This is a genomic window from Ruegeria sp., assembly GCF_965243365.1.
Lineage (GTDB): Bacteria > Pseudomonadota > Alphaproteobacteria > Rhodobacterales > Rhodobacteraceae > Ruegeria.
In genome coordinates, this window is sequence record NZ_CBDEUW010000002.1 from 1,820,001 (window position 1) to 1,845,598 (window position 25,598).

Annotated in this window: 22 protein-coding genes, 1 tRNA gene and 2 rRNA genes (1 of these 25 only partly in view); 15 read left to right on the forward strand and 10 right to left on the reverse strand. The window is 56.9% G+C overall.

What is annotated here, in order from left to right; all coding sequences use genetic code 11:
* From ACP0GE_RS12665 to ACP0GE_RS12675, 3 genes are all read left to right on the forward strand, one after another.
* Positions 1–1,842: ribosomal RNA gene (locus ACP0GE_RS12665) — 23S ribosomal RNA — on the forward strand; it begins 1,024 nt to the left of the window's first position.
* 186 nt (positions 1,843–2,028) lie between these two features.
* Positions 2,029–2,143, forward strand: a 5S ribosomal RNA gene (gene rrf, locus ACP0GE_RS12670).
* A gap of 50 nt (positions 2,144–2,193) precedes the next feature.
* Positions 2,194–2,270: transfer RNA gene (locus tag ACP0GE_RS12675), tRNA-Met, on the forward strand.
* A 267-nt stretch (positions 2,271–2,537) separates the two neighbouring features.
* Here the strand turns inward: ACP0GE_RS12675 and ACP0GE_RS12680 are convergent.
* Together ACP0GE_RS12680 and ACP0GE_RS12685 are read right to left on the reverse strand one after the other, a co-directional pair.
* Positions 2,538–3,191, reverse strand: a complete 654-nt coding sequence (locus ACP0GE_RS12680; RefSeq protein ID WP_424832293.1) for a DUF1826 domain-containing protein — start codon at positions 3,189–3,191, stop codon at positions 2,538–2,540.
* Entirely contained in the window at positions 3,188–4,399 is a 1,212-nt protein-coding gene (locus tag ACP0GE_RS12685; protein ID WP_424832294.1) for a GTP-binding protein, read from the reverse strand. Before ACP0GE_RS12685 ends, ACP0GE_RS12680 begins: the two co-directional genes overlap by 4 nt.
* A gap of 429 nt (positions 4,400–4,828) precedes the next feature.
* Between ACP0GE_RS12685 and ACP0GE_RS12690 the strand changes: the two genes are divergently transcribed.
* The 6 genes from ACP0GE_RS12690 (at position 4,829) to ACP0GE_RS12715 (ending at position 11,813) form a co-directional block, all read left to right on the forward strand.
* Positions 4,829–5,725 carry a LysR substrate-binding domain-containing protein gene (locus ACP0GE_RS12690; RefSeq protein WP_424832295.1) on the forward strand — a complete coding sequence of 299 codons (897 nt, stop codon included), beginning with the start codon at positions 4,829–4,831 and terminating at the stop codon, positions 5,723–5,725.
* A gap of 159 nt (positions 5,726–5,884) precedes the next feature.
* Entirely contained in the window at positions 5,885–7,066 is a 1,182-nt protein-coding gene (locus tag ACP0GE_RS12695) for a 2-aminoethylphosphonate--pyruvate transaminase (RefSeq protein WP_424832296.1), read from the forward strand.
* A 15-nt stretch (positions 7,067–7,081) separates the two neighbouring features.
* Positions 7,082–7,867 carry a phosphonoacetaldehyde hydrolase gene (phnX, locus tag ACP0GE_RS12700; RefSeq protein ID WP_424832297.1) on the forward strand — a complete coding sequence of 262 codons (786 nt, stop codon included), beginning with the start codon at positions 7,082–7,084 and terminating at the stop codon, positions 7,865–7,867.
* A 135-nt stretch (positions 7,868–8,002) separates the two neighbouring features.
* On the forward strand, positions 8,003–8,809 hold the full coding sequence (locus ACP0GE_RS12705; RefSeq protein ID WP_424832298.1) for an alpha/beta hydrolase family esterase: 807 nt from the start codon (positions 8,003–8,005) through the stop codon (positions 8,807–8,809).
* 78 nt (positions 8,810–8,887) lie between these two features.
* Positions 8,888–11,284: a phenylalanine--tRNA ligase subunit beta gene (gene pheT, locus ACP0GE_RS12710; protein WP_424832299.1), complete on the forward strand. Its 2,397-nt coding sequence runs from the start codon at positions 8,888–8,890 to the stop codon at positions 11,282–11,284.
* 82 nt (positions 11,285–11,366) lie between these two features.
* The gene (locus tag ACP0GE_RS12715; protein WP_424832300.1) at positions 11,367–11,813 is read left to right on the forward strand and encodes a YtoQ family protein; all 447 of its coding nucleotides are present in this window, start codon (positions 11,367–11,369) and stop codon (positions 11,811–11,813) included.
* A gap of 40 nt (positions 11,814–11,853) precedes the next feature.
* On the opposite strand, the gene ACP0GE_RS12720 is transcribed toward ACP0GE_RS12715, so the two are convergent.
* Positions 11,854–12,549 (reverse strand): glutathione S-transferase family protein, encoded by a 696-nt coding sequence (locus ACP0GE_RS12720; RefSeq protein WP_424832301.1) that lies wholly within the window; start codon positions 12,547–12,549, stop codon positions 11,854–11,856.
* Positions 12,550–12,768: 219 nt separating this feature from the next.
* On the opposite strand from ACP0GE_RS12720, the gene ACP0GE_RS12725 reads away from it, so the two are divergent.
* On the forward strand, positions 12,769–13,575 hold the full coding sequence (locus ACP0GE_RS12725) for a mechanosensitive ion channel family protein (RefSeq protein WP_424832302.1): 807 nt from the start codon (positions 12,769–12,771) through the stop codon (positions 13,573–13,575).
* 145 nt (positions 13,576–13,720) lie between these two features.
* On the opposite strand, the gene ald is transcribed toward ACP0GE_RS12725, so the two are convergent.
* The gene (ald, locus tag ACP0GE_RS12730; RefSeq protein WP_424832303.1) at positions 13,721–14,839 is read right to left on the reverse strand and encodes an alanine dehydrogenase; all 1,119 of its coding nucleotides are present in this window, start codon (positions 14,837–14,839) and stop codon (positions 13,721–13,723) included.
* 138 nt (positions 14,840–14,977) lie between these two features.
* On the opposite strand from ald, the gene ACP0GE_RS12735 reads away from it, so the two are divergent.
* Complete coding sequence (locus tag ACP0GE_RS12735) at positions 14,978–15,436, forward strand: Lrp/AsnC family transcriptional regulator (protein WP_424832304.1); 459 nt, start codon at positions 14,978–14,980, stop codon at positions 15,434–15,436.
* A 6-nt stretch (positions 15,437–15,442) separates the two neighbouring features.
* On the opposite strand, the gene ACP0GE_RS12740 is transcribed toward ACP0GE_RS12735, so the two are convergent.
* Complete coding sequence (locus ACP0GE_RS12740; protein WP_424832305.1) at positions 15,443–16,282, reverse strand: lysostaphin resistance A-like protein; 840 nt, start codon at positions 16,280–16,282, stop codon at positions 15,443–15,445.
* A 262-nt stretch (positions 16,283–16,544) separates the two neighbouring features.
* Here ACP0GE_RS12740 and ppk2 point away from each other — a divergent pair, with 262 nt between their 5' ends.
* Positions 16,545–17,462 carry a polyphosphate kinase 2 gene (ppk2, locus tag ACP0GE_RS12745; protein WP_424832306.1) on the forward strand — a complete coding sequence of 306 codons (918 nt, stop codon included), beginning with the start codon at positions 16,545–16,547 and terminating at the stop codon, positions 17,460–17,462.
* Between the two features lie 38 nt (positions 17,463–17,500).
* Here the strand turns inward: ppk2 and ACP0GE_RS12750 are convergent, their stop codons facing one another.
* From ACP0GE_RS12750 to rpsU, 3 genes are all read right to left on the reverse strand, one after another.
* Positions 17,501–18,598: a CAP domain-containing protein gene (locus ACP0GE_RS12750; RefSeq protein ID WP_424832307.1), complete on the reverse strand. Its 1,098-nt coding sequence runs from the start codon at positions 18,596–18,598 to the stop codon at positions 17,501–17,503.
* Positions 18,599–18,879: 281 nt separating this feature from the next.
* A complete protein-coding gene (locus ACP0GE_RS12755; RefSeq protein WP_424832308.1) occupies positions 18,880–20,523 on the reverse strand; it encodes a tetratricopeptide repeat protein in 1,644 nt (547 codons plus the stop codon).
* A gap of 339 nt (positions 20,524–20,862) precedes the next feature.
* On the reverse strand, positions 20,863–21,069 hold the full coding sequence (rpsU, locus tag ACP0GE_RS12760) for a 30S ribosomal protein S21 (RefSeq protein ID WP_005614280.1): 207 nt from the start codon (positions 21,067–21,069) through the stop codon (positions 20,863–20,865).
* 111 nt (positions 21,070–21,180) lie between these two features.
* Here rpsU and ACP0GE_RS12765 point away from each other — a divergent pair, with 111 nt between their 5' ends.
* Both ACP0GE_RS12765 and ACP0GE_RS12770 read left to right on the forward strand, forming a co-directional pair.
* Positions 21,181–21,873, forward strand: a complete 693-nt coding sequence (locus ACP0GE_RS12765) for a COQ9 family protein (protein WP_424832309.1) — start codon at positions 21,181–21,183, stop codon at positions 21,871–21,873.
* A 63-nt stretch (positions 21,874–21,936) separates the two neighbouring features.
* Complete coding sequence (locus ACP0GE_RS12770; RefSeq protein ID WP_424832310.1) at positions 21,937–22,923, forward strand: NAD(P)H-quinone oxidoreductase; 987 nt, start codon at positions 21,937–21,939, stop codon at positions 22,921–22,923.
* Positions 22,924–22,929: 6 nt separating this feature from the next.
* Here ACP0GE_RS12770 and ACP0GE_RS12775 read toward each other — a convergent pair whose 3' ends face one another.
* The gene (locus ACP0GE_RS12775) at positions 22,930–23,787 is read right to left on the reverse strand and encodes a DUF2189 domain-containing protein (protein ID WP_424832311.1); all 858 of its coding nucleotides are present in this window, start codon (positions 23,785–23,787) and stop codon (positions 22,930–22,932) included.
* Positions 23,788–23,983: 196 nt separating this feature from the next.
* Here ACP0GE_RS12775 and ACP0GE_RS12780 point away from each other — a divergent pair, with 196 nt between their 5' ends.
* Complete coding sequence (locus ACP0GE_RS12780) at positions 23,984–24,967, forward strand: quinone oxidoreductase family protein (protein WP_424832312.1); 984 nt, start codon at positions 23,984–23,986, stop codon at positions 24,965–24,967.
* A gap of 43 nt (positions 24,968–25,010) precedes the next feature.
* Here the strand turns inward: ACP0GE_RS12780 and ACP0GE_RS12785 are convergent, their stop codons facing one another.
* Positions 25,011–25,544, reverse strand: coding sequence for an outer membrane protein (locus tag ACP0GE_RS12785; protein WP_424832313.1), 534 nt, complete (start codon positions 25,542–25,544; stop codon positions 25,011–25,013).
* Between the last annotated feature and the right edge of the window lie 54 nt (positions 25,545–25,598).

Consider the following 25,598-nt stretch of genomic DNA (forward strand, 5'->3'; position numbering starts at 1 on the left):
CCCCCAATTCATGGCTAAGTGGGAAAGCAGGTGGGACGACCAAAACAACCAGGAGGTTGGCTTAGAAGCAGCCATCCTTTAAAGATAGCGTAACAGCTCACTGGTCTAAATAAGTTGTCCTGCGGCGAAGATGTAACGGGGCTCAAGCCATGAGCCGAAGTCTAGGGATGCGTAAGCATCGGTAGCAGAGCGTAGTGTGACATAGAACCTTGTCTATATTGCCGCCGGTTATGCGGCGCGGGCAACCGCGCTCAAGTAGCCGAATAGGCGGTAGCGCAGACATAGGTTCTTTCGATGAAGCCGGGGCGTGAGCCATCCGGTGGAGAGATCACTAGTGAGAATGATGACATGAGTAGCGACAAAGAGTGTGAGAGACACTCTCGCCGAAAGTCCAAGGGTTCCTGCTTAAAGCTAATCTGAGCAGGGTAAGCCGGCCCCTAAGCCGAGGCCGAAAGGCGTAGGCGATGGGAACTAGGTTAATATTCCTAGGCCAGGAGGATGTGACGGATCACAGGTGTAGTTCAATCTTATCGGATTGATTGGGCTGCTGAGTGGTTCCTGGAAATAGCCCTCCATCAGACCGTACCCTAAACCGACACAGGTGGACTGGTAGAGCATACCAAGGCGCTTGAGAGAACGATGTTGAAGGAACTCGGCAAAATACCTCCGTAAGTTCGCGAGAAGGAGGCCCGGTTCCTAGGCAACTAGGGGCTGGGGGCACAAACCAGGGGGTGGCGACTGTTTATTAAAAACACAGGGCTCTGCGAAGTCGCAAGACGACGTATAGGGTCTGACGCCTGCCCGGTGCCTGAAGGTTAAAAGGAGAGGTGAGAGCCTTGAATTGAAGCCCAGGTAAACGGCGGCCGTAACTATAACGGTCCTAAGGTAGCGAAATTCCTTGTCGGGTAAGTTCCGACCTGCACGAATGGCGTAACGACTTCCCCGCTGTCTCCAACATCGACTCAGCGAAATTGAATTGCCTGTCAAGATGCAGGCTTCCCGCGGTTAGACGGAAAGACCCCGTGCACCTTTACTACAGCTTCGCACTGGCATCAGGATTGTGATGTGCAGGATAGGTGGTAGGCTTTGAAGCAGGAACGCAAGTCCCTGTGGAGCCTCCCTTGAGATACCACCCTTCGCACTCTTGATGTCTAACCGCGGTCCGTTATCCGGATCCGGGACCCTGCGTGGCGGGTAGTTTGACTGGGGCGGTCGCCTCCTAAAGCGTAACGGAGGCGCGCGAAGGTTGGCTCAGAGCGGTCGGAAATCGCTCGTTGAGTGCAATGGCAGAAGCCAGCCTGACTGCGAGACTGACAAGTCGAGCAGAGTCGAAAGACGGCCATAGTGATCCGGTGGTCCCGAGTGGAAGGGCCATCGCTCAACGGATAAAAGGTACGCCGGGGATAACAGGCTGATACTGCCCAAGAGTCCATATCGACGGCAGTGTTTGGCACCTCGATGTCGGCTCATCTCATCCTGGGGCTGGAGCAGGTCCCAAGGGTACGGCTGTTCGCCGTTTAAAGAGGTACGTGAGCTGGGTTTAGAACGTCGTGAGACAGTTCGGTCCCTATCTGCCGTGGGTGTAGGAGACTTGAGAGGAGTTGCCCCTAGTACGAGAGGACCGGGGTGAACGATCCACTGGTGGACCAGTTGTCGTGCCAACGGCAGTGCTGGGTAGCTATGATCGGACAGGATAACCGCTGAAGGCATCTAAGCGGGAAGCCCCCCTCAAAACAAGGTCTCCCTGAGGGCCGTGGAAGACCACCACGTCAATAGGCCGGAGATGTAAGCGCAGTAATGCGTTCAGTTGACCGGTACTAATCGCCCGATAGGCTTGATTTGATCCAGTAATGGAAAGACAAGACCAAAGCATACACCGACCTTGACTAGGGATAGCGTCGCAGCGCCAAGCCGCGATGTTGATTGACATAACAACCGTGCAGGAACGCGCATCCGCTTCGCGAATACGCTGCCTCCTGCACGTCGCGCTTTGCCAAAGGCAAAGACGCGACGTGGGCTTTTCCTCGGTTTGGTGGTCATAGCGCAAGTGAAACACCCGGTCCCATACCGAACCCGGAAGTTAAGCACTGCCGCGCCAATGGTACTTGGGCTTAAGCCCCGGGAGAGTAGGTCACCGCCAAACCTAGAAAAAGCCCAAATCTCTCTAATACGATGAAACAAATCTGACTCTGACGCGGGATGGAGCAGCCCGGTAGCTCGTCAGGCTCATAACCTGAAGGTCGCAGGTTCAAATCCTGCTCCCGCAACCAGCGTCAGAAAATCTCAGTACAGCCCGTTCAGACTACAATTGATCCACTGGATCAATTGCTTAACGTCTTCACCTCGTCAGGCTCATAACCCAAAGGTCGTAGGTTCAAATCCTACTCCCGCAACCAGCGTCACAAAATCCAAACAGCCCGTCCAGACTACAATTAATCCACAAAACCGGGTGACTCAACACCGCTTATCGTTGTGCTGGTACGCTTTCAACATTAGCTACCGCCAGACTCGTTCCGGTGTGGCGATGTTTTTTTGGACTAATGCATCAACACTTGATCGATTTCGTTCGCGGGATTGCTGACTGGATCGAGGACGAGCACAAGTCGCGTTTGACCAGAACCCTCTATTGGCGGCGAGCGGTGCAAAAGGCCGGATGCCGGTTGCTCGGGCCAGCGCGTTCCGCGCAAGAGGATTGGAGCCGCAGTAGGGACCGTAAAGATGCGGCCCGGCTCGGTTCCATCGGTAGAGATGCCGCATTGTGTGCCCGTGCCGCGATAGGTGCAGACGAGACGTGCGGTGATGGCATCAATGTGGAACCTGCGACAGGCATTGGTCGTCACAACATCCAGGCGCAGGCGCAACCATTCAGCGCCCATCAAATCCGCAAAGATATCCGATAATGCGGCCACGTCATCGACGAGGGAGTCACGTTCTGAATCATTTGGAGTTCCAGATGCTTCGCATACCTCGAGAACCGCCTGACGCACTGCTTCCGGTCGCAGGATCAATCGCGCTTTTGGCAGGCATTCCGGAGGCAAAGCATCAATCCACGATTGAAACCGTTGCAAAGGGTTTCTGCGCCAGACAACCGCGGCGCAACCTTGATCGCGGATGGCCGATAAGGCCTCTGGCGTTTCCGCGATAGCAACACCTGCGGCGTCGTCTCCGACGATTTCTTGAGTGCTGATCATGCCGCCGCTTCCGCGCGACGCCACGCAGGGAAGGGATCGGGCAGGTCCGGTAAATCCTCAGGCCGCCCGGCAACAACAGCAGGAAGCAGAGCCGCGTTCAGTCGCGACTTCAAATTTGGCCAATCGATGCCGCTGCCGATGAACACGATTTCCTGCCGCCGATCGCCCCATGGCTCTTGCCAATGTGTTTCCATGTAAGCGCGGGCGCTCTCGTGGTCAGGGCGTTGGTCTTCCGGAACGGTTGCCCACCATGTACCAAGTGGTTTGACCGAGGACAGAGCACCAGCAAGTGAAAACTCAGCAACCCAATCGGGGCGCGTGGCGATCCAGAAATGACCTTTGGCGCGGATCACTCCCGGCAGTTCACCGTTCAGGATAGCCAGAATCTTTTCGGGTACGAAAGGCTGCCGTGCCCGGTACACAAAACTGGTTACCCCATATTCCTCGGTCTCGGGAACATGATCCGCAAACCCGTAAAGCTCTTTGGCCCACATCGGGTGCTCATGCGCTTTGTCGAAGTCAAAGAGGCCAGTATCCAGGATCGTGTCGGCGGGCACATCAGAGTGATTGGTTTCCACAATCCGGGCATCGGCATTTAGACTCCGGATTATTTTGCGGGCAGCATCTACGCGTTCCGGCCCGGCATCAGCGACCTTGTTCAAAATCACTACGTCCGCAAACTCGATCTGATCAGTGAGCAGATGTACCAAAGTGCGCTCATCCTCTTCTCCAAGAACCTCTCCCCGGTCGCTCAGGAAGTCGTGGCTGGAAAAATCCTGTAGCAGGTTCACGGCATCGACAACTGTCACCATGGTATCCAGCCGAGAAACATCCGACAGGCTTTTGCCGTCGGCATCCCGAAAATCGAATGTGGCTGCAACTGGCAATGGCTCGGAAATGCCCGTTGATTCAATGAGCAGGTAGTCGAACCGGCCTTCAGCGGCCAATCGCCTGACTTCATCCAAAAGATCGTCGCGAAGAGTGCAGCAGATGCAACCATTCGACATTTCCACCAGCGTTTCGTCAGTGCGGGACAGTTCAGTATCTGCGCGTACCAAATCGGCGTCGATGTTTACCTCGGACATGTCGTTGACAATGACGGCAACCCGACGCCCGTCTCGATTGTTCAGCACACGGTTCAGAAGTGTTGTCTTACCTGCCCCGAGGAAGCCAGAAAGGACAGTGACTGGAAGGCGGGAGTCAATCATGAAGTGTATTCCTCAATTGAATAGATCGGTGGGGCCGTCGCGTTAGTCAGCTCTAGGTCCGTACATCACATTCGCAGCTCCGTTTGTTACGTTATTACATAATAAACAGCAAGAGGTGATTTGAGCAGGAAATTGAGTTACCCCTGATCCCGGAATCTGTTCGGGCGACTCAAAGACCCAAAAATCTCCCCACACCAGAAGTAGGTCCGTTTTCAAATTATAAGTGCTATGCGGTTCAAGGCTGACGTTGTTTACCTTTGAGCAATTGGGATCAGGATTCGTTGATTTCCTGACAGCAAGACGTCGATCATGGCGGGGAAAAGACAGCCATGATACATGCAACCTCCTTGCAAGGGCGTCGCGCGGCTTGCATCCACCAAGGGCAGTTGATCAATTGACCACAGACAAAAAAGCAAATTGGAACGGACAATGTCAGCACCCACCGGATTGAGCCTGCGGCAACTACAGGCGCTCGAAGCGGTTGCACGCACAAAGAGCTTTACGGCGGCGGCCGCCGAGATGGGGGTGTCTCAGCCCACGGTGTCTAATCTGGTTGTGTCAGCGGAACGCCAGACCAAGCTGAAATTTCTGCACCGACAAGGCAATCTGATTACTCCAACCGAACATTTTGAGACGATCCGCCCCAAGATACGTGCGTTGCTGGAGTTAAAATCTGAGGTCGATTTGCAGGTGTCGGATCGATCGGATCTGAGGGCCGGTCCGTTCTGGGTCGGCTACTCGACATATCAGACTGCAATGCCCTGCATTGCCCGTTTTATCCACGCTCATCCCAAGGTGACTTTGAACGCGCGGTCTTTGGCTTCGGATGATTTGTTGCCTCTTCTGCGAAATGGCGAGATTGATGCGGCCTTTGTCACTGCACCCGAGCCGCCAGAGGGGTTTCACTGTTTGCAGATTGCCGCATGCCGGATCGGAATCGTGACACCCAAGGACGGGCCATTTGGTAAGGTAGATGTACTGAGTTGGTCTGACCTTGAGGACGTACGCCTGATCCAGAGAGAACCGCAGGCGGGAACGCGGCGAATCTTTGAAGCCGCTGCAAGTCGAGCGGATGCGCGGATTCAAACCGTTCTTGGGCTTGGGTCATGGGGGTCCATTACCACCCTTGTACGTGAAGGGGTGGGTCACGGGATCGGATTGGACGTTGAGATGACACAGACTGATGCAGATTTGCGGTTTGTGCCGATTGACGATGACCATCTAAAAGCCCGGCAATATTTAATCGCCATTCCGACCATGGCGCAGACATCCTCGGTGCGGTTGTTCTTTGATATTGTTCGGGAATCCTGCGCCGGGGCTAAGTAACGCCGTAGCGCTTGGTGCAGGTTCTGGCCGGCGGGGTGTGCGAAAACTCATTCAACCGACAAAAATACTGTTGAGATGAATTGTGGAAAGGTGTAGCCGGATCATAGCAATGTGCTATGAAATTAAAAAATCCATAACTTCGATGAATGGAGTATATCCATGTCGAATACAGCCTTGCCAAGCCCAGATTTGAAACAGCCCTATCTGTTGACACCGGGCCCGCTGACGACATCAGCGCGGGTCAAACAAGCGATGCTCAGGGACTGGGGCAGCTGGGACGGTGACTTTCGTGCGATGACGGCTGAGATGCGGCGGCGGCTGGTCGCTTTACTGGGTGAGGGGCACGAAGGCTACGATTGCGTGCCCCTGCAGGGGAGCGGAACCTATGTCGTCGAGGCAATGTTGTCCTCGTTCGTGCCGAAGGATGGCAAGGTTCTGGTCTTGTGTAACGGGGCCTACGGCAAACGCGCTGCTGAGACATTGAACTACCTTGGGCGTCACTCCACGGTGATCGATATGGGGGACTACCGTCCTCCGCGTGGATCACAGGTGAGTGCGGCGTTGGCGGCAGACCCTTCGATTACCCATGTGCTGGCCATTCATTGCGAGACCAGCTCCGGCATCCTCAACCCTTTGCAGGAAATCGCTGATGCGACCGCGGCGGCAGGACGAAAGTTGCTGATAGATTCGATGTCGGCATTTGGTGCGCTTCCGGTCGAGCCCGCAAGGACTCCGTTTCAGGCGCTGGTCAGTTCAGCCAACAAGTGTATTGAAGGTGTTCCGGGCTTCGGCTTCGTATTGGCCGAAAAATCCGCACTGGCCGGGGCAGAAGGAAACAGCCATTCCCTGAGTTTGGACGTTCACGCGCAATGGGCTGCGATGGAAAGAACGGGGCAATGGCGGTTCACTCCGCCTACCCACGTTGTCGCTGCGTTTCTTGAGGCGCTGCGGGCGCATGAGGCCGAAGGCGGTGTGGCCGGCCGGGGCGCACGCTATGTCAAAAACCGGGATGTCCTGGTCGCGGGGATGCGTCGTTTGGGGTTCGAAACCTTGTTGCAGGATGATTGGCTTTCACCAATCATCACGACGTTCTTTTGCCCTGCCGATCCGAATTTCCGGTTCGCCACTTTTTACGAGTTGATGAAAGAGCGCGGTTTCATTCTGTACCCCGGCAAGCTGACCCAGTCCGAGAGCTTTCGCATCGGCCATATCGGACAAGTAGATGCAACGGTCATGCAAGCCGTTGTCGACAACTCGGCCGAGGTGTTGAAGCAGATGGGTGTTCAAAGCGCGGCACCGTCCGTTGCGGACCTGCAAGAGAAACAAGCTGAACCGACCTGATCCTAGGAGAAGATTATGAGCAAATTCAAAGCGGCTGTATTCGATTGGGCCGGAACGATTGTCGATTTCGGGTCATTTGCGCCGATGGGTGTGTTCGTGAAGGCTTTTGCCGAGTTCGGCATTAACGCCAGTATCGAGCAGGCGCGGGCACCGATGGGGGCTCCGAAATGGGACCACATTCGCAGCATGATGGATATGGATCAGATCGCAGCGCAGTGGGAAGCCAAATATGGCAACCGGCCCACGGATGCAGATGTGGACAAGGTGTATGAGGTCTTTGTTCCGATGAACGAAAAAGTCGCAGCCGACTACGCTGACCTCGTTCCCGGTGCCAAAAAGGCCGTGGACGATCTGCGTGCGATGGGCCTGAAGATCGGATCAACCACGGGTTACACGCGCTCCATCATGGAAAACGTAATCCCGGTTGCAGCCAGGCAAGGGTATGAGCCTGACAATCTGGTCTGCTCTGACGACTTGCCGGAAGGGCGTCCGGGGCCGTTGGGCATGTATAAGTGTATGGTCGATCTGGTGGCCTATCCGCCTGAGGCGATAATCAAGGTGGACGATACCGAACCGGGTATCAAAGAAGGCGTTGCCGCCGGTTGTCTGACGGTTGGCGTTGCCCTTTCCGGAAACGCCGTGGGGAAGACGCCCGAAGAACTGGCCGCACTGACCGAAGCCGAAGTTGATGCGCTGCGCCGCCATGCCACGCAAATCCTTAAAGATGCGGGCGCGGATTATGTGATCGATACGGTGGCGGATTTGCCTGCATTGGTGCGGGAACTGGACGGGGCGTCCTGAGATCAAGGTTGTCTTGATCTCAAACCGGTACCCAGCGGGCAAGGTGTGTGCCTGCGTGTGATATGAGGGCGTTGACATTCATTTGAATGCTCTGAACTTCACACGCACCGACCCGTTTGGTACAGGCTCCGACCCATGATGTACCGACTGATCTGTCTGTTTGTGCTTGCCGCAACCCCGGCCCTTGCCATGGGTCCATGGAACACCGAGTGCCATGGCGAAACCGCCTGCGATTTGGGCGACCGCTCGTACCATGTACTGGAACCCGATGGCTGGGATGGTGAAACACCCTTGCCGGTTCTGCTGCATTTCCATGGCTGGGCGCGGCAAGGTAATGTTGTCGTCAACCATGAACGGATTGCCGGGGCTACGACGCGCAGGGGCGTTCTGTTGGTCGCGCCCAACGGGTTGGGAAAAAGCTGGAGCTTCTGGACATCGGATACTGCTGATGTCGGGTTCGCGGACAAGGTGCTTGAGGATGTGGCACGACGCTATCCGATTGATCCAGAGCGCATCTATGTTTCCGGTTATTCTTTTGGCGGCGCGATGGCTTGGCGCTATGTCTGCCAGTCAGGCAACGATATCGCGGCCCTGCTGGCTGTGGCAGGCAGCATTCGCCAGACCGAAGATTGCCCACAGGCCCCACAGCAGGCCCGTCATGTCCACGGAACCGATGACACCGTGATGGACTTTCCGTTTGGCCCAGGCGGCGATACGACATATCCAGTGGCGCTGTGGCGGCAGAAATACGACTGCCATACGGCTACGCCGCGTGGTGATTGGGGCGTGGTGCCCTTTCTGACGCTCAGCCGTGTCGAGTGGACCGATTGCGCGCAAGGTCAGGTGGTGCTGGACACTCATCCAGGAGGGCATTTTATCCCCCATGGCTGGATCGGGCGGCAATTGGATGAACTTTTGGGCCGTGCCCCTACCTATCCGTGACGCGCGGCGCTTGCACCCCGGCCCATTCTTTGCCATTGCCTGTGCCAAACGGATGTTTGCCAAAAAAGGCCCTGTGCAATGAAATTCACCCTGTCCTGGCTGAAAGACCACCTCGACACTGACGCTTCGGTTGATGAGATCGCCGAGGCGCTGACTGATCTTGGCCTTGAGGTCGAAGAGATCGTGAACCCGGCAGACCGGCTGAAGGGGTTTACGCTGGGCCATGTGAAACATGCCGAAAAGCACCCGGACGCTGACAAGCTGCGCGTCTGCACCGTTGCGACTGACGAGGGCGATCTGCAAATCATCTGCGGCGCGCCGAACGCGCGTGAGGGCATCACGGTCGTGGTCTGCAAACCGGGCATGTATATCCCCGGTCTGGACCTCACAATCAGCGTCGGCAAGATCCGTGGTGTTGAAAGCTTTGGCATGATGGCCTCGGAACGCGAGCTGGAGCTGTCGGACGAGCATGATGGCATCATCGAGTTACCCTCGGGCGAGGTTGGCGACAGCTTTGTCGACTGGCTGGCCGAAAACGACCCCTCGAAGGTCGATCCGATGATTGAGATCGCGATCACTCCCAACCGTCCTGATGCACTGGGCGTTGCCGGGATCGCGCGTGACCTGGCGGCCCGTGGTGTCGGCACATTGAAACAGCGCGACTATGTGCCGGTGCCGGGTGATTTCGAAAGCCCGATCAAGGTTACCATTGACGACGATACGCTGGATGGCTGCCCGCATTTCACCGGGCGTCTGATCAAAGGTGTAAAGAATGGCCCCAGCCCTCAGTGGTTGCAGGATCAGTTGAAGGCGATCGGTCTGCGTCCGATTTCGGCGTTGGTCGACATCACCAACTATATGACGTTCGACCACAATCGCCCGCTGCACGTCTTCGATGCCGACAAGGTGCAGGGCAACCTGCGGGTGCATCGTGCCAAAGGTGGCGAGAAGCTGGTCGCACTGGATGAGAAGGAATACACGCTGCAGCCCGGCATGATGGTGATTTCGGATGAGAAGGGTCCGGAGTCCATTGGTGGCATCATGGGCGGTGACGAGACCGGGTGCACCGAGGAGACAGTGAACGTCTTCCTCGAAAGCGCGTTCTGGGACTATGTGCAGATCGCTCTGACGGGTCGTGCGCTCAAGATCAACTCGGACGCGCGCTATCGTTTTGAACGTGGGGTGGACCCGGAATACACGCTGGAAGGGCTGGAACACGCGACCCAGATGATTTTGGATATCTGTGGCGGTGAGGCCTCGAACGTGGTTGAGGCGGGCAAAGCGCCTAACCATGCGCGCGCTTATAAGTTGGATTCGGCGCGGGTGCAGTCTCTGGTCGGGATGGACATTCCCGAAAGCGATCAACGCCAGACTCTGACCCGTCTGGGTTTCCGTCTGGAAGGCGAGATGGCCCATGTTCCCAGTTGGCGCCCGGATATCATGGGTGAGGCCGATCTGGTGGAAGAGGTCGCGCGGATTGCATCCCTTACCAAGTTGCAGGGCAAGCCTTTGCCACGCGTTACCGACGGTATCCCGAAACCGGTGATGACCCCGACGCAGCGCCGTCAATCGATGGCGCGGCGGACCTGCGCCGCGCTGGGGTATAACGAATGCGTTTCCTATACCTTCATCGACCAGGCCTCGGCCGCGCTGTTCGGTGGCGGTGACGATGCAACAAAGCTTGAAAACCCGATCTCATCCGAGATGAGCCATATGCGCCCCGATCTTCTGCCGGGCCTGTTGCAGGCCGCCGCCCGCAATCAGGCGCGTGGCTATGCGGACATGGCCCTGTTCGAGGTTGGACCTGTGTTCCATGACGGTGAGCCCGGTGAACAGCAGATCCAGATCACCGGCCTTTTGGTTGGTCGCAACGGCCCCAAAGATGTGCATGGTGCATCCCGGTCGGTTGATCTGTTCGACGCAAAGGCGGATGCCGAGGCGGTTCTGGCCGCCATCGGCGCGCCCGCCAAGGTGCAAATTCTGCGCGATGGTGATGCATGGTGGCATCCGGGACGTCATGGCAGGATTTGCCTGGGTCCGAAAAAGGTGCTGGGTGTGTTTGGCGAATTGCATCCGCGCGTTCTGCAGGCAATGGACATCAAAGGCCCGGCGGTGGCGTTTACCATCTGGCCGGATGAAGTGCCCATGCCGCGCAAATCCGGTGCGACCCGTGCCGCGTTGGAACTGCGTGATCTTCAAGCCGTCGAGCGTGACTTTGCCTTTGTCGTGGATGAGGGTGTCGAAGCGTTGACGCTGGTCAACGCTGCAGCGGGCGCCGACAAAGCACTGATCGAAGATGTGCGGGTCTTTGACGAGTTCATCGGCGGCAGTTTGGGCGAGGGTAAAAAGTCGCTGGCTATCACCGTGCGTCTGCAACCGTCCGAAGCGACGCTGAAGGAAAAAGACATCGAGGCTGTGGCCGAGAAGATCATTGCCAAGGTGACCAAGGCCACGGGCGGTGTTCTGCGCGGATAGGGCGCTGTCGCCTTCGGCGAGAGTATTTTTGAAAAGATGAAGGGGCGGCTCCGCTCCTTTTTTCTGTTGGGAGGAGCATGAGATGCTGAAGGTCTATCTGTCCGGGGAAATCCATACCGACTGGCGTGAGCAGATCATTGACGGGGCACAGGGCTTGGATGTGAGTTTTGACAGCCCTGTTACCGATCATGGCGCAAGCGATGACTGCGGGGTTGCCATTTTAGGGGCCGAGCCGAACAAATATTGGCACGATCACAAGGGGGCAATGGTTAATGCCATTCGCACCCGTAAGGGGATAACGGAGGCCGATGTAGTCGTCGTGCGGTTTGGCGACAAATACAAACAGTGGAACGCGGCTTTTGACGCGGGCTATGCAGCAGCACTGGGCAAATCGATCATCGTGCTGCACGGCCCCGATCACCAGCATGCGCTGAAAGAAGTGGACGCCGCCGCCCTCGCTGTCGCCGAGGAACCGCGTCAGGTGGTCGAAATTCTGCGTTACGTTCTGACTGGTAAATTGCCGGGCTAGTTTTGATGGTGGATGCCGCAGGGCATCCACCGCGCTCCGCCTAGTCGCGGGAGGGGATGTTCAGCCCCCGCTGTACGGCGGGCCGGTCCAGGAAACGGTCGAGATAGGCCGTCACGTTTGGATGGTTATCCCAACCCAGCACTTCTTTCGCGCCGTAGAAATCCAGCCCTCGTAGCCACGGGGCGATGGCCATGTCAGCGATCGAATACTCTCCGGTAATCCAGTCGCGACCGTCGAGTTGGGTGTTCAGAACGTTCAGCAGGCGTTTCGCCTCGTTGATATACCGTTCGCGCGGGCGGGGGTCTTCGATCTCGCTGCCTGCGAATTTGTGGAAATAACCCAATTGTCCGAACATCGGACCAACGCCACCCATCTGGAACATCAGCCACTGCGTGGCCCGATGCCGGTCACCTGCGGATTGGCCGATGAACTGGCCGGTCTTCTCGGCTAGATACAACAGGATTGCGCCGCTTTCGAACAGGGCAAGTGGACCCTCTGGACCGTTGGGATCAATAAGCGCCGGAATCTTGTTGTTGGGGTTGAGTGACAGGAACTCGGGGCTTTTTACATCTGCATCGGCCAGGGTGACCTTGTGCGCCTCATATGGCAGTCCGGTTTCCTCGAGCATGATTGAGACTTTGACGCCATTGGGCGTCGGATAGGAATACAGTTGCAGCAGATCTGGGTTCTGGGGGGGCCATTTGGCCATGATCGGAAACGAAGCGGTGTCCAGCATTTGGGGTCTCCTGTGTCGGGTGTCGCAAGCCAATCTGTCAGCATCGTGCAGCTTTGTCAGGCATAACGTTGTGCGCGTATTGTCAGCGCCTGTTTGCTGAGGAACAGCAGGGGGAAAAGTCGGGAAACACGCACCTAGACCGAGGTGGAAAAATAGCTCAATCTGTCATGATACCCGCGCTAAAGACGCGGGTTTGTTATTGGAGCAAAGGAGACGCGTGTGGAAGACGTTGTAACGCAGGTGGGCGCTTTCGGCCCGCTGATCATGAGCGCGATCAAAGCGCTGATTGTACTGGTGCTGGGCTGGATCGTGGCCGGTGCGATTAGTGGGCTGGTGCGTCGGCGCATCAATGCGACACCCCATATCGATCCGACCCTGGGTAATTTTGTTGCCAGCCTGGTCAAGTGGGTGCTGCTTGCGATCGTGTTTGTCGCTGTTCTGGGTATCTTCGGGATCGAAGCAACCAGCATTGTTGCGATTCTGGGCGCCGCATCGTTGGCCATCGGTCTGGCCCTGCAAGGCACGCTCAGCGATCTGGCCGCTGGGGTCATGCTGGTGGTGTTCCGTCCCTACAAGCTGGGGCAATATGTGGATATCGGCGGCACTGCGGGCACCGTGAAGGACCTGAACCTGTTCACCACGGAACTGGTCACACCGGACAATGTGCAGATTATCGTGCCGAACGGGCAGGCCTGGGGATCGGTTATCACCAACTTTTCGGCGCATGATACGCGTCGGGTCGATCTGGTCTTTGGGATCGACTATGGCGACAGTGCGGATCAGGCAATGCAGATCATATTGGAGGTGGCCAAGGCGGATGAGCGCATCATGGGCGATCCCGAACCTTGGGTGCGCGTGACCAACCTTGGAGATAGTTCAGTCGATCTGACGGCCCGCCTATGGTGCGCCGCAGCGGATTACTGGGACGTGAAGTTTGAGGTGACGAAGGCCGTGAAAGAAGCCTTTGACGCCAAGGGTGTATCTATCCCGTATCCTCATTCTGTCGAGATTCAGAAGCAGGGCTAAGAGCTCCCGCCCGTTGTACGGGCATCGCAAATGCCCTTCGCCAGTTGAGCCAGGCGCCGCGCAATGCGCGGCGCCTTTTTCATTCCCACAGACAGTGTTGATGCAGCAGCACTAAGATATGCCCCACGCTGTTAATGCGGGGTCGTTACGACTTGATCACTACATTTGGCGAAACAACGTCGATCCCAAGTGCCTTGCCAACCGCGTAATAGGTCAACTGGCCTGCGTGCACATTCAAACCGGCCAGCAGGTGAGGATCGTCCTGACAGGCCTGCCGCCAACCTTTGTCAGCCAAAGCCAGCATGAACGGCATTGTTGCATTGCCTAGTGCGATTGTTGACGTGCGTGCAACAGCGCCAGGCATGTTGGCCACGCAATAGTGCATGATGCCGTCGACCTCGTAGATCGGGTCGGCATGGGTGGTGGCCTTCGATGTTTCGAAACACCCGCCCTGGTCGATGGCAACGTCGACCAGAACCGCACCGGGTTTCATTGTCGACAACTGTTCGCGCGTGACCAGTTTCGGGGCCGCTGCGCCCGGGATCAGAACCGCGCCGATGACCATATCTGCATCGCGGATCAGTTCGGCCGTCGCGCCTGCCGTCGAATACTGGTTTTTGAACCGACCGCCGAACACGTCGTCCAGATAGCGCAGGCGGGGCAGGGACCGGTCCAACACCGTCACATCCGCACCCATGCCGGCCGCGATCTGAGCGGCATGTGTCCCTACGACACCACCACCGATCACGACCACCTTGGCCGGACCCACACCGGGAACGCCGCCCATCAGAACGCCGCGGCCACCATTGGCCTTTTGCAGCGTCCAGGACCCGACTTGCGGTGCAAGGCGGCCCGCGACCTCGGACATTGGCGCCAGCAGAGGCAGCCCGCCATTGTTGTCCGTGACCGTCTCATACGCGATTGCCGTACAACCGGAAGCCAGCAGATCATGGGTCTGATCCGGGTCGGGTGCCAGGTGCAGATAGGTGAACAGCAACTGACCTTCGCGCAGCATCTTACGCTCAACCGCTTGTGGTTCCTTAACCTTGACGATCATATCGGCGGTGGCAAAAATCTCTTCCGCAGTATCGACAATACGGGCACCGGCGGCGGTATATGCGTCGTTGTCAAAACCGGCCCCAAGACCGGCCCCGGTTTCGATGATCACTTCATGACCACGGGCCACGGCCTCTTGCGCGGCGTTCGGTGTCATGCCGACCCGGAATTCCTGAGGTTTGATTTCCTTCGGGCAACCGATTTTCATGTGAGTCTCCCCTTTTCATAAACTGCTTAAAATATGGGCAAAGATCGCTGCAATTTCTGTGAAACCCTGCTTGCCAAAGTGAATTTCTTCAGGAGATTATTCGACGATAGCTGGAAACAACGCAATAGGTGTGCGTGGATGGGTATTGATGCAACCGATCGCAAGATTCTGACGGCCTTGCAGCGCAAGGGGCGGTTGTCGAATGCAGAGCTGTCGGATCAGGTGAATCTGTCACCGTCTGCGTGCCATCGGCGTGTGCAACGACTGGAGGTGGAGGGCTATATCAAGGACTATGTGGCCCTGCTGGACGCCCGGAAGATGAACGTGCCGACCACCGTGTTTGTCGAGATCACGTTGCAGGGGCAGGCCGAAGAAGTTCTTGATGCTTTTGAAAAGGCTGTGGCCCGCATTCCGGACGTTCTGGAATGCCATCTGATGGCCGGAACGGCGGACTATATTCTGAAGGTCGTCGCCGAGAATACCGAAGATTTTGCGCGCATCCACCGGCAGTATCTGTCACGCCTGCCCGGAGTTGCGCAGATGCAAAGCTCATTCGCATTGCGCACGGTGTTCAAAACGACTGCCCTGCCGGTCTGAGGTTGCTCAGCCCGGGACGGGATAGGTGAACAGAGCCAGGTGCAGAAAATTGAACGCAAAATGCATCAGGACCGGCACCCACAAATGCCCGGTTGCGTAATACCCCAACCCACAGGCCAGCCCCACCAGCGCGGCAAAAGCCATCAAGACAGGTCCACCGGCAATATGGGCCAGACCAAAAAGGATACTGGCCCCAACCAACCCCGCCGCCGGACCTCTCCAGACGCTGATCGCCGATTGCAGATATCCGCGAAAGAACGCCTCTTCCGTCAGGCAGGTCAGGAACAGGTTCGACAGCGCAAAGATCAGCCACCATGATGGCAGCCCGACTTCCGGGTGAACGGCCCCGGACCAGATGCCCAGATTCAACAAGATCGCCAAAAGGACCAGACCTGCAAACAGCGGCACGGCCCTGACGGCCACCCTTGACGTCAACATAGCAGGCCATGCCAGCAACACGGCAAACAGCACCATCGGCTTGTCCAGGTTCAGATACATTGTAAACGGTGCGCTGCCCGGTCCCGCCTGTACCTGATCCAGAACCAGCAGGCTGTGCACGCCAGGCAGCAGGTGCGCACCCAGCATAAGGCTCCAACTGATTAACGCGATGTGCCCGGCAAGTGCCGTTATGCCGCGCAGTCGCGGCAAAAAGGTAGCGCCCAGAAAACCCAAAACTATCACAAGGCTGGCCCAAATGTTGATCAACCCCACGCATAGCGCCACCAACCCAAAAAGGCCCAGCAGGCCAAAGCCCAACGCAAGACGTCTGCTCAGCACCAGGATCTGGGCGACGATCAGGATCAGCCACGGCCAGATTTCCGGTAAAAGTGAGAGAAAGAATGCCACGCTGTCCTCCGGCCAATGCGGGTATTGATGCAAGCCCCGCAGGTGGAAAGGCAAGCCCCTGATTTTGTGGATCAAGCTTTGAGCATTGCGTCAATTCCACCGCTTGTATCTCGGGCCGGTCCGGGTCACATTCTGAATTCGCAACATTTTAATAGTTTGGATGGCACTGCGGGTACTTTGATACCTCCTTCCAACGCGGTGACATCTGCAGGTTACACAGCGTCGATACGGTGCGAACCCGATGAAAGCTAAGGAGCAGACCTTGCCACACGATAGAGACGACACGCCCAAAGACTGGCTGGAAGCGGAACTGGAAGACACGCTGGACGAAGATTTCGAGATCGAATTCAGCGAACCCATGTTGTCGATGGAAGTGCGCAAAATCTATAAGGACCAGCATCCCAATATGCTGGACCGCAAGGTCTATTTCCGCAATCTGCTGCGTCTGCAGGCCGAATTGATCAGGGTGCAGGATTGGGTTGTGCATACCGGCGCCAAGGTGTGCATCCTGTTCGAAGGTCGGGACAGTGCCGGTAAAGGGGGTGTGATCAAACGCATCACCCAGCGCCTGAACCCACGTGTGGCCCGTGTTGTGGCCTTGCCCGCGCCCAGCCGCCGGGAACAAAGCCAGTGGTATTTCCAGCGTTATGTTCCGCATCTGCCCGCCGCCGGTGAAATCGTGTTCTTCGACCGGTCTTGGTACAACCGGGCTGGTGTCGAACGGGTGATGGGTTTTGCCGATGAAGATCAGGTGGAACAGTTCTTTCAGGACGTTCCCGAATTCGAACGGATGCTGGTACGCTCAGGTATCATCCTGCTGAAATACTGGTTTTCGATCACAGATGAGGAACAGCAGTTGCGATTCCTCATGCGCATCCATGACCCGATGAAACAGTGGAAGCTGTCCCCGATGGATCTGGAATCCCGCATTCGGTGGGAGGCGTATACCAAAGCCAAGGAAGACATGTTCTTCCGTACCAACATCGCTGAAGCACCCTGGTACATCGTCGAAGGCAACGACAAAAAGCGCGAGCGGTTGAACTGTATCGAACACTTGTTGACCAAGATCCCTTATCAGGATGTGCCACAGGACAAAGTCACCTTGCCGGATCGCCGTTACAACCCGGAATACGAGCGCCGGATTTTGCCGGATGAGCTTTACGTGCCTAAAATCTATTAGCAGAGATATGCGGGGCGCTGGGCCCCCGCATAAAGTGTTTACGCGAAGTCCATTTCGCAGGTCGTGTAGACATAGACGAAGTCACAGGTTCCGTCCGGCGACTTAACTTCCGCCTCCGTATTGATGATCACATCGTCGTCTTCGCCGTCATCCACCACAAGATCGAAATCATCCGTTTCGGCATCTGGCGCGACGGCGATGTCCCAATCGAACTGATCCAGACGAGCCTGCAGGAATTCGACAAACGCTTCGATCTCGGCAAGGAAAGCCTGCACATCAAAACATTCGGCCTCGGGCGTTGTGGGGTCGGGCGTGTCCACCTCGACCACATCGTCAGGTGTTTCCGTGTCGTCCACCGGCTCATCCGTCTCGGCCACTGGGGTGTCGTCTTCCTCTGGGTCATCGGTTTCCGCTACCGGTGTTTCATCGTCGCCTTCCGGATCGTCACTTTCCGCAACCGGCGATTCCGTGTCGCTGTCGGGATCTTCCGGCTGGGTGACCGGCATATCATCTTCATCCACGTCAGCGACTGGCTGATCGTCATCCGTGTCCGGTGTTTCGACCTTGTCGACAGGATCATCCTCGACAGGGTCGGGATCGGTGACATCAGCGACCGGGGTTTCATCTTCAGGCTCGGTTGGTTGGGTCACATCGTCAGCCGACGGTTGTGCCGTGTCGGTGTCCAGCAACACCTCTGCGTCTGTTGTCGCAAAGTTCTGTGTGACCATGACCGCGTCAAACCCCTGCATGTCGCCAGTTTCGACCCCGATGCCGATATACTTGAAATCCGGGTTCAGGATATTGGCGCGGTGGCCGGGGCTGTTCATCAGGTTCTGATGCAATTGCGCGACGTCGTCACTGACCCCCGGCGCGCCGCGCTCGGATTGCCAGGCGATGTTCTCACCGGTGCGCCAGCTGCCTTCAAGATCAAACCCCGCAGCCTGCATGCGTTGGGTCGCGGATGATCCGCCCGATCCGGTGTGGCTGAACTGATCGGTGTTCAGCATCCACATACTGTGATCCTCAGAGGATGCGTTCAGCTGGGTTTCCAGTTGTAATGGGTTCAGCCCGCGGGATGTACGCTCTTGGTTAATAAGCGCCAGCATTTCCCGTTCAATCGTGCTTGCAGTAGACATGATGTGCCTCCTTCTTTTGTTTTGTCTGAGTGGACGGCGTCAGTTACCGACCCCGTCGGAATACTGAACAGAGGAGGGGCGATTTTAGGCGTATTTCGGCGAGACAGTGCAACCTTGCGGCGATTCGCTGCGCTGGATTGTGCCGGGAAAATCAGATTGTCAGGGATTGGCAGATTGCTGCGTTGTCAGCGGAGGCAAATGGCAAAATCCGACCGACTAAGGTGATAGGCTTGGGTGTTTCTTATGCGAATTCGATGATTTGTGGCCACCTGTCGCGGCGCTTATTGGTGAAGGGGAAAGCTGCTCGGGACCTCTCCCGGAAAGCAGTTTGTATCTGACATGCAACTGAGCATTGCCTCTTTGGTTGCCGCATCATGAGTGCCGTGTAGCGGACCTTGGTAGTGGCCGGTTTTCTGCAAAAAGATCTGAAACGCTTTAACACCCTCGCTGTTGGCGGCTTTCAGAGCGCTGTCAACATCTGAACCTGCTTCCGCCAACTGATGTAGCCACACATGGGCTAAGGCGCGAGAAAGTAGCGCATAGATGTATCTCTGATCATCATCAGCCGACTTTTCTTCATCAGCCTCGATCAGCCGAAGCGCTTCACTGTAGCTGGGGATGGCTTCTCTGTGGCGCTCGAGATGTGCCAAAGCCAGGCCTCTTACGATCCAGTTGCGTGCATCTCTGGGATCGTATTCGATCAACTGATCTGTAGAACTGAACACCAAATCCCAATTGCCATCTTCGGCATCACGGCGTGTTTTCAGGGTAAGGAGGAAATCCTGCAAGATAACCTCGGAGTCAGACAAAACACTCAGTTTTTTGCTAACAACAAGACGAGCATCCGCAGCACAGTCCAAACCAGCCTGGCGCAGTTCAGCGACCTCTTGGGAAATCGCTGCAATGGCTTCAGTGCGAACATCATCGTTTTCCAACACGCGCTGAATATCGGATATCGCAAGATCAAATTGCCTGAGTTCCTTGTATATCAGTGCCCGCTCATGGAACCAAAGATCAGGATACTCGGTAGCCTCGATCAGGCGATTGATGTCTTCCAGCGCGGTTTCCAATTCGCCCGCCTGTGAACTGGCCAGAAATCGCAAATGTAGCAGCTTTGGATATTCGGGGTGTTCAACTAGGATGCTGTCAACGGTGACGCGGGCCATCAAGGGCGCAGCTTCCGCAAGTTCTTCCAACTTTTTGATCAACCGTTTCTGCCCTCGGATCGCGCGGCAGTAGTTTGGATTAATTTCCAGCGATTTGCGGAAATCGGCAAAGGCCGTTTTGGGGTCACCGTTTCGCGCATGTAGTTTGGCTCGCCAGTACCATGTCCAGGGTGAGTTATCGCCGTGGTCCAGCGCCCGGTTCAGGTCGTCGAATGCACCATCGATGTCGCCGATCTGAGTTCTGGTCCATGCACGGTCTTTCCACAGCCCGGTAATGTACCTGTGCTTGGGGTGTGCTGCAATTGCGCTGTCCAAAACGAGCAAGGCATCGGAAAACTTGTCCTGAGCGGAGAGAATATCCGCCTTCGTCAGAATCGCACGAACGTCGTTTGGATCGAAGGACAAGGCCCGATCCACGTCAGCCATCGCTTTGTCGTATTCACCCAGTTCCTCCAGCGCATTCGCGCGCAGCCGGTACGCACCCGAATATTTGGCCGCATTCTTCGACGTGATCCGATCGATGACTGTCGCGAAGTCATCGGCCGCCAACTTGTAGCTTTTTGCCCCTAGGTGGATCAGTCCGCGATTATAAAACGCAGAGGTTCGGCCGGGATATAGCTCAGTCGTTTGGGTATAAAGCTCGATGGCCCGTTCGGCGTCACTCGAAGTGATCGCCATAGCCAGCTGAAACGCCGCTTCGCCGCGTTCCTTGTCGTAGATGTCTTCTTGTTCGATTGCTTGCGCGCAGGTTTCGATCACCCCGCTTTGGTCCCGGGCGCTAAAGCACGCGTTTAGCGCCGCGTTGTCAGAGCCCCATTGTGAAGGGTTGAAAAGCAATAACCCGGCAGTACAGGCCACGATAAGAGACGACAGGATTCTGATTTTGTATCTGGTTTTCATCTAAGCAATGAACACTGAAATTCGGATGAACAATTTAAGCCTGCGCTGGTGCAGCCTGTATTCAAGGTAAATGTGACCGAGGTGTGGCAATCCCCAAAGATCAGGTCTTAAAATAGGGTCCTTAAAACGACAAACCCCCGGGCGGGGCCTCGGGGGTCGTCAAATAGTGTCATCCAAAGCTGGACGAGCGTCAGGTGCTTAGAGCAGACCTTCGCGCTGGGCTTTCTTGCGTGCCAGTTTACGGGCACGGCGGATCGCTTCAGCTTTCTCGCGCGCTTTTTTCTCGGACGGTTTCTCGAAATGTTGCTTCAGCTTCATTTCACGGAACACGCCTTCGCGCTGCAGCTTTTTCTTCAGGGCACGAAGCGCCTGATCGACATTGTTGTCGCGAACACTAACCTGCATGTGGTTGTCACCACCTTTCTAGATAGAGTTGCAAGGAAATTGCAGGAGGTGGCCGTATAGCAAAGCGTGCCTAACTTGTCTAGTACTGGCCCGAGAACCCGGAGAACCGACATGACCGTGACTTACGAAGACGCGAAACAGCAATTACTGGACGCTATGCTGGACCATGTACCGTTTGATGGATGGTCAGAAACCAGCTTTCGTGAGGCGATTGCCGATACTGATATGGATGAAGGGCTGGCCCGGGCCATCTGCCCGCGCGGTGCGGTCGATCTGGCCTTGGCCTTTCACGCGCGCGGTGATGCCGCGATGCTTGAGAGAATCAAGTCCGAAGACCTGAGCGGGCTGAAATTTCGCGACAAGATCGCCGCTGCCGTTCGGTTTCGCCTGCAGGCCGTACCCGATAAAGAGGCGGTGCGGCGGGGCATGACGCTGTTTTCTCTGCCGACCTATGCGGCAGATGGGGCCAAAGCCGTCTGGGGAACCTGCGATCATATATGGACTGCGCTGGGCGATACATCGGATGATGTGAACTGGTACACCAAGCGCGCAACTCTGTCCGCGGTGTATTCCTCGACGCTTTTGTATTGGCTGGGGGACGAGACCCCAGATCATCAGGCCACGTGGGAGTTTCTGGACCGCCGTATTGAGGGCGTGATGCAATTCGAAAAGTTCAAGGCGCAGGTGAATAACAATCCGCTTCTGAAACCCTTCCTTGCCGTGCCAAACTGGCTGGCGGGACAGGTGAAAGCGCCGACCAGGTTGAACGTGGATCTTCCGGGATCGCTGAGGCCCAAAAACTAGTCGAATAACCGGCTGGGCCTTGGACCCGATGCCTGCTAGCCATTGGGGAAAGGAGATCTGCCGATGACTCAGACGATGCGCGCCATTGAAATCACCGAACCGGGCGGCCCGGAGGTTCTGAAGCCGACGGAACGCCCCATGCCCGAGCCGGGCAATGGTCAGGTGGTGTTGAAGGTGGCCTATGCTGGGGTGAACCGCCCGGATGCGTTGCAACGGGCCGGGGCCTACGATCCGCCACCGGGGGCGAGTGATCTGCCGGGGCTGGAAGCTTCGGGCGAGGTGATCGCGGTGGGGTCCGGGGTCGAAGGTCTGGCCGTTGGCGATCAGGTCTGCGCCCTGCTGCCGGGTGGCGGTTATGCCGAATATGTTGCCACTCCTGCCGCCCATTGTCTGCCCGTGCCGAAGGGTATGGGGATGAAAGAGGCCGCCTGCCTGCCCGAAACCTTTTTCACCGTCTGGTCCAATGTCTTCACCCGTGGTGGATTGAAGGCGGGTGAGCGGTTTCTGGTTCACGGCGGCTCTAGCGGTATCGGTACGACCGCCATTCAATTGGGCAAGGCTTTCGGCGCGCGGGTGTTCGCGACCGCCGGATCGGATGAGAAATGCGAGGCATGCCTGAAACTCGGTGCGGAACGGGCAATCAACTACCGCGACGAGGATTTTGTCGCCGTCATGCGGGCCGAAGGCGGTGCCAACCTGATCCTGGATATGGTGGGCGGCGACTATATTCCCCGGAATATCAAAACGTTGTCAGAAGACGGGCGTTTGGTTCAGATCGCGTTTCTGCAAGGACCGGTGGTCGAGGTGAACTTTGCCCTGATGATGGTCAAGCGCCTGACTCTGACCGGCAGCACTCTGCGTCCGCAAAGCGATTTGGCCAAAGCGCGAATTGCGCAGAACCTGCGGGAGGCCGTTTGGCCTTTGATCGAAGCCGGGAAGGTCGCGCCTGTCATGGATAGTGAGTTCGACCTGTCCGAGGCCGCTGCGGCCCATGCGCGAATGGAAAGCTCGGGCCATATCGGCAAGATCGTTTTAAAGGTAGGTGGCTAAGCGCGGTCAGGCAACTGCCCGGCGGTAGAGGTGCCATGTTGCATGCCCGAGTATGGGCATGACGACGATCAGGCCCAGCAGCAGTGGAATCGCTCCCAGAACCAGCATTGCGGCAACGATAAATCCCCAGGCCAGTATTACGCCGGGGTTGTGGCGCAGCACGCGCACCGAGGTCACGACAGCCACCGGCAAGCCGACTTTGCGGTCCAGCAGCAATGGAAAGCTGACGACGCTGACCGCCAGGGCGATCAGAGCGAAAACAAAGCCGATGGCGGTGCCAAAGATAATCATGCTCCATCCCGCGCCGGTTGTCAGAACCTCGGTCATGAAGGAACGGAAAGACGCTGGCGGTTCCGGTCCTAAGGTCTGCGCGTAAAGGCTCTGCGCGACCATGAGCCAGATCAGCAGCAGCATGACCAGATAGAACCCAAGCGCCAGAATCGCGCCGAAGGACGGCGAACGGAACACGCCCAACGCATCCAGCCAATGGGCGGAACCTCCTGTTTCACGTTTGCGGCTGATTTCGTACAAGCCAACGGCCGCGACGGGCCCGATCAGGGCGAAACCCGCAACCAATGGCGCCAATAGGGGGATCAGGTCCCTATTCAGTCCAATCCCGAACATCAGCAGACCGGCGATGGGGTAGATGAGTACCACAAACACGGCGTCCGCACGGGTTTCCAGAAAATCCCGGCATCCTGCACGCAGACAGGCCCACAAATCCTGCATTGTCAGGGTCTGCACCACTGGCGTTTCGTCGGCGTCCGAGCCGCCAATCGTCGAGACACTTTCAGCCACGTGATCACCAGCCAAACCCAGATGTCGGGCTGCCCAGCTGATCGGATTGCCAATTGTCTTGTCCATGATCATCCCCTCACTGCCGAGACCGCGCAGCGGGATGTATCCGGTGGATTGGTTGTCGGTGACCGGATGATCCGGCAACGCCAAATACAACTATAGCACATTTTTCCTTATTTGTCTGCACATTAATATGCGATCCCAAGCATTGCTCTGGTACGCAGTCATGTTAGCTTTGCCTCAAACAAGCAGGGAGAGCATCATGCAGCAAACGGCAAAAACCGTAGTCATCCATGAAACCGGCGGTCCCGAAGTCTTGCGGATCGAGGAACACACGGTTGGTGATCCCGGACCCGGTGAAGTGCGTATTCGCCATCACGCCTGCGGGCTGAATTACATCGATGTGTATCAGCGCACCGGGCTTTATCCCCTGAACCTGCCGCAAGCACTGGGGATGGAGGCCGCCGGTGTCATCGAAGCCGTAGGCGATGGCGTCACCCATCTGTCGCCCGGTCAACGTGCGGCATATGCGGCTACACCGTCCGGCGCGTACACTCAGGCCCGTGTCATGCCTGCGGAACAGGTGTGCCCGCTGCCGGAAAGTATCTCTTTCAAGACTGCGGCTGCGATGATGCTCAAGGGGATGACGGTCGAGTACCTGTTTCATCGCACAACGCCCCTGAAGCGCGGCGATACAGTTCTGTTCCACGCGGCTGCAGGTGGTGTGGGACTGATCGCCTGTCAGTGGGCCAAGTCCGAGGGGATCACTTTGATCGGTACGGCAGGTACAGACGAAAAGTGCAGCCTGGCACAATTTAACGGCGCAGCCCATTGTATCAACTACAAGACCGACAATTTTGTTGATCGTGTCAACGAGATTACCGCCGGCAAAGGCGTCGACGTGGTGATGGATTCCGTTGGTGCCGATACATTTGAAGGGTCACTGGAATGTCTGAAGCCTTTGGGAATGATGATTTCCTTTGGCAACGCCTCCGGCCCAGTCCCGCCTGTGGATTTGGGAATGCTGTCGCGGAGAGGGTCGTTGAAAATCACTCGACCGACCCTGTTCACCCACACCGCTGATCCGAACGTGTGTCAGGCGATGGCACGCAGGTTATTTGGCAAAGTGGACGGGCGCGAGGTCACGATCCACGTCGATCAGACCTTTCCACTGGAGCGCGTGGCAGAAGCGCATCGTGCCCTTGAGGCGCGCGAGACGACGGGCAGCACGATCTTGGAGCCCTGAGGCAATAGGGCCCCGGCATCGTACGCCGGGGCCACAAGCGGGATCAGAACCGATAAGCGGCGCGAATCTGGATCGTGGTTGCATCCACGTCCACACCGGTCGAATTGAAGTCGTCAAACTCGTGATACAGGATCTCGCCTGCAACGCTGATGTTGGGCGCGACAATCTGCTCGTACCCTGCGCCGATGAACCAGCCGTCGTCGCTGCCCAGCGTATCGGTGTCGGCATCCGCATATCCCGCGGTGCCGTACAGCAGGCCTTGCGCGTTCACCTTGTAGCCCGCGCGGGCCTTGAGCCGCCAGACACTCTCGACGGTCGCGGCACCGGACAGGTCCACATCTGACCAGTCATAGTCAAAACCGCCACCGACGACCCAATCACCAAGGTCATAATCATAGCCCAGGATGATACCGCCAATGACGCCATCGCCGTCAACGCCCGAGACGTTGGTGTCGATATCGGCATATCCGATCTGGGCACCGCCGTAGAAACCGGTCCAATTGCCCGAAGATTGAGCCATTGCTGAACCTGCCGCCATAATCGCGACAGCCGTAGCCAAAGCCAATTTTCCCGTCATCTGAAGTTCCTTTCGGTCATAATTTGGGCTGCTGAACCGATCCGGTTGCAGCCT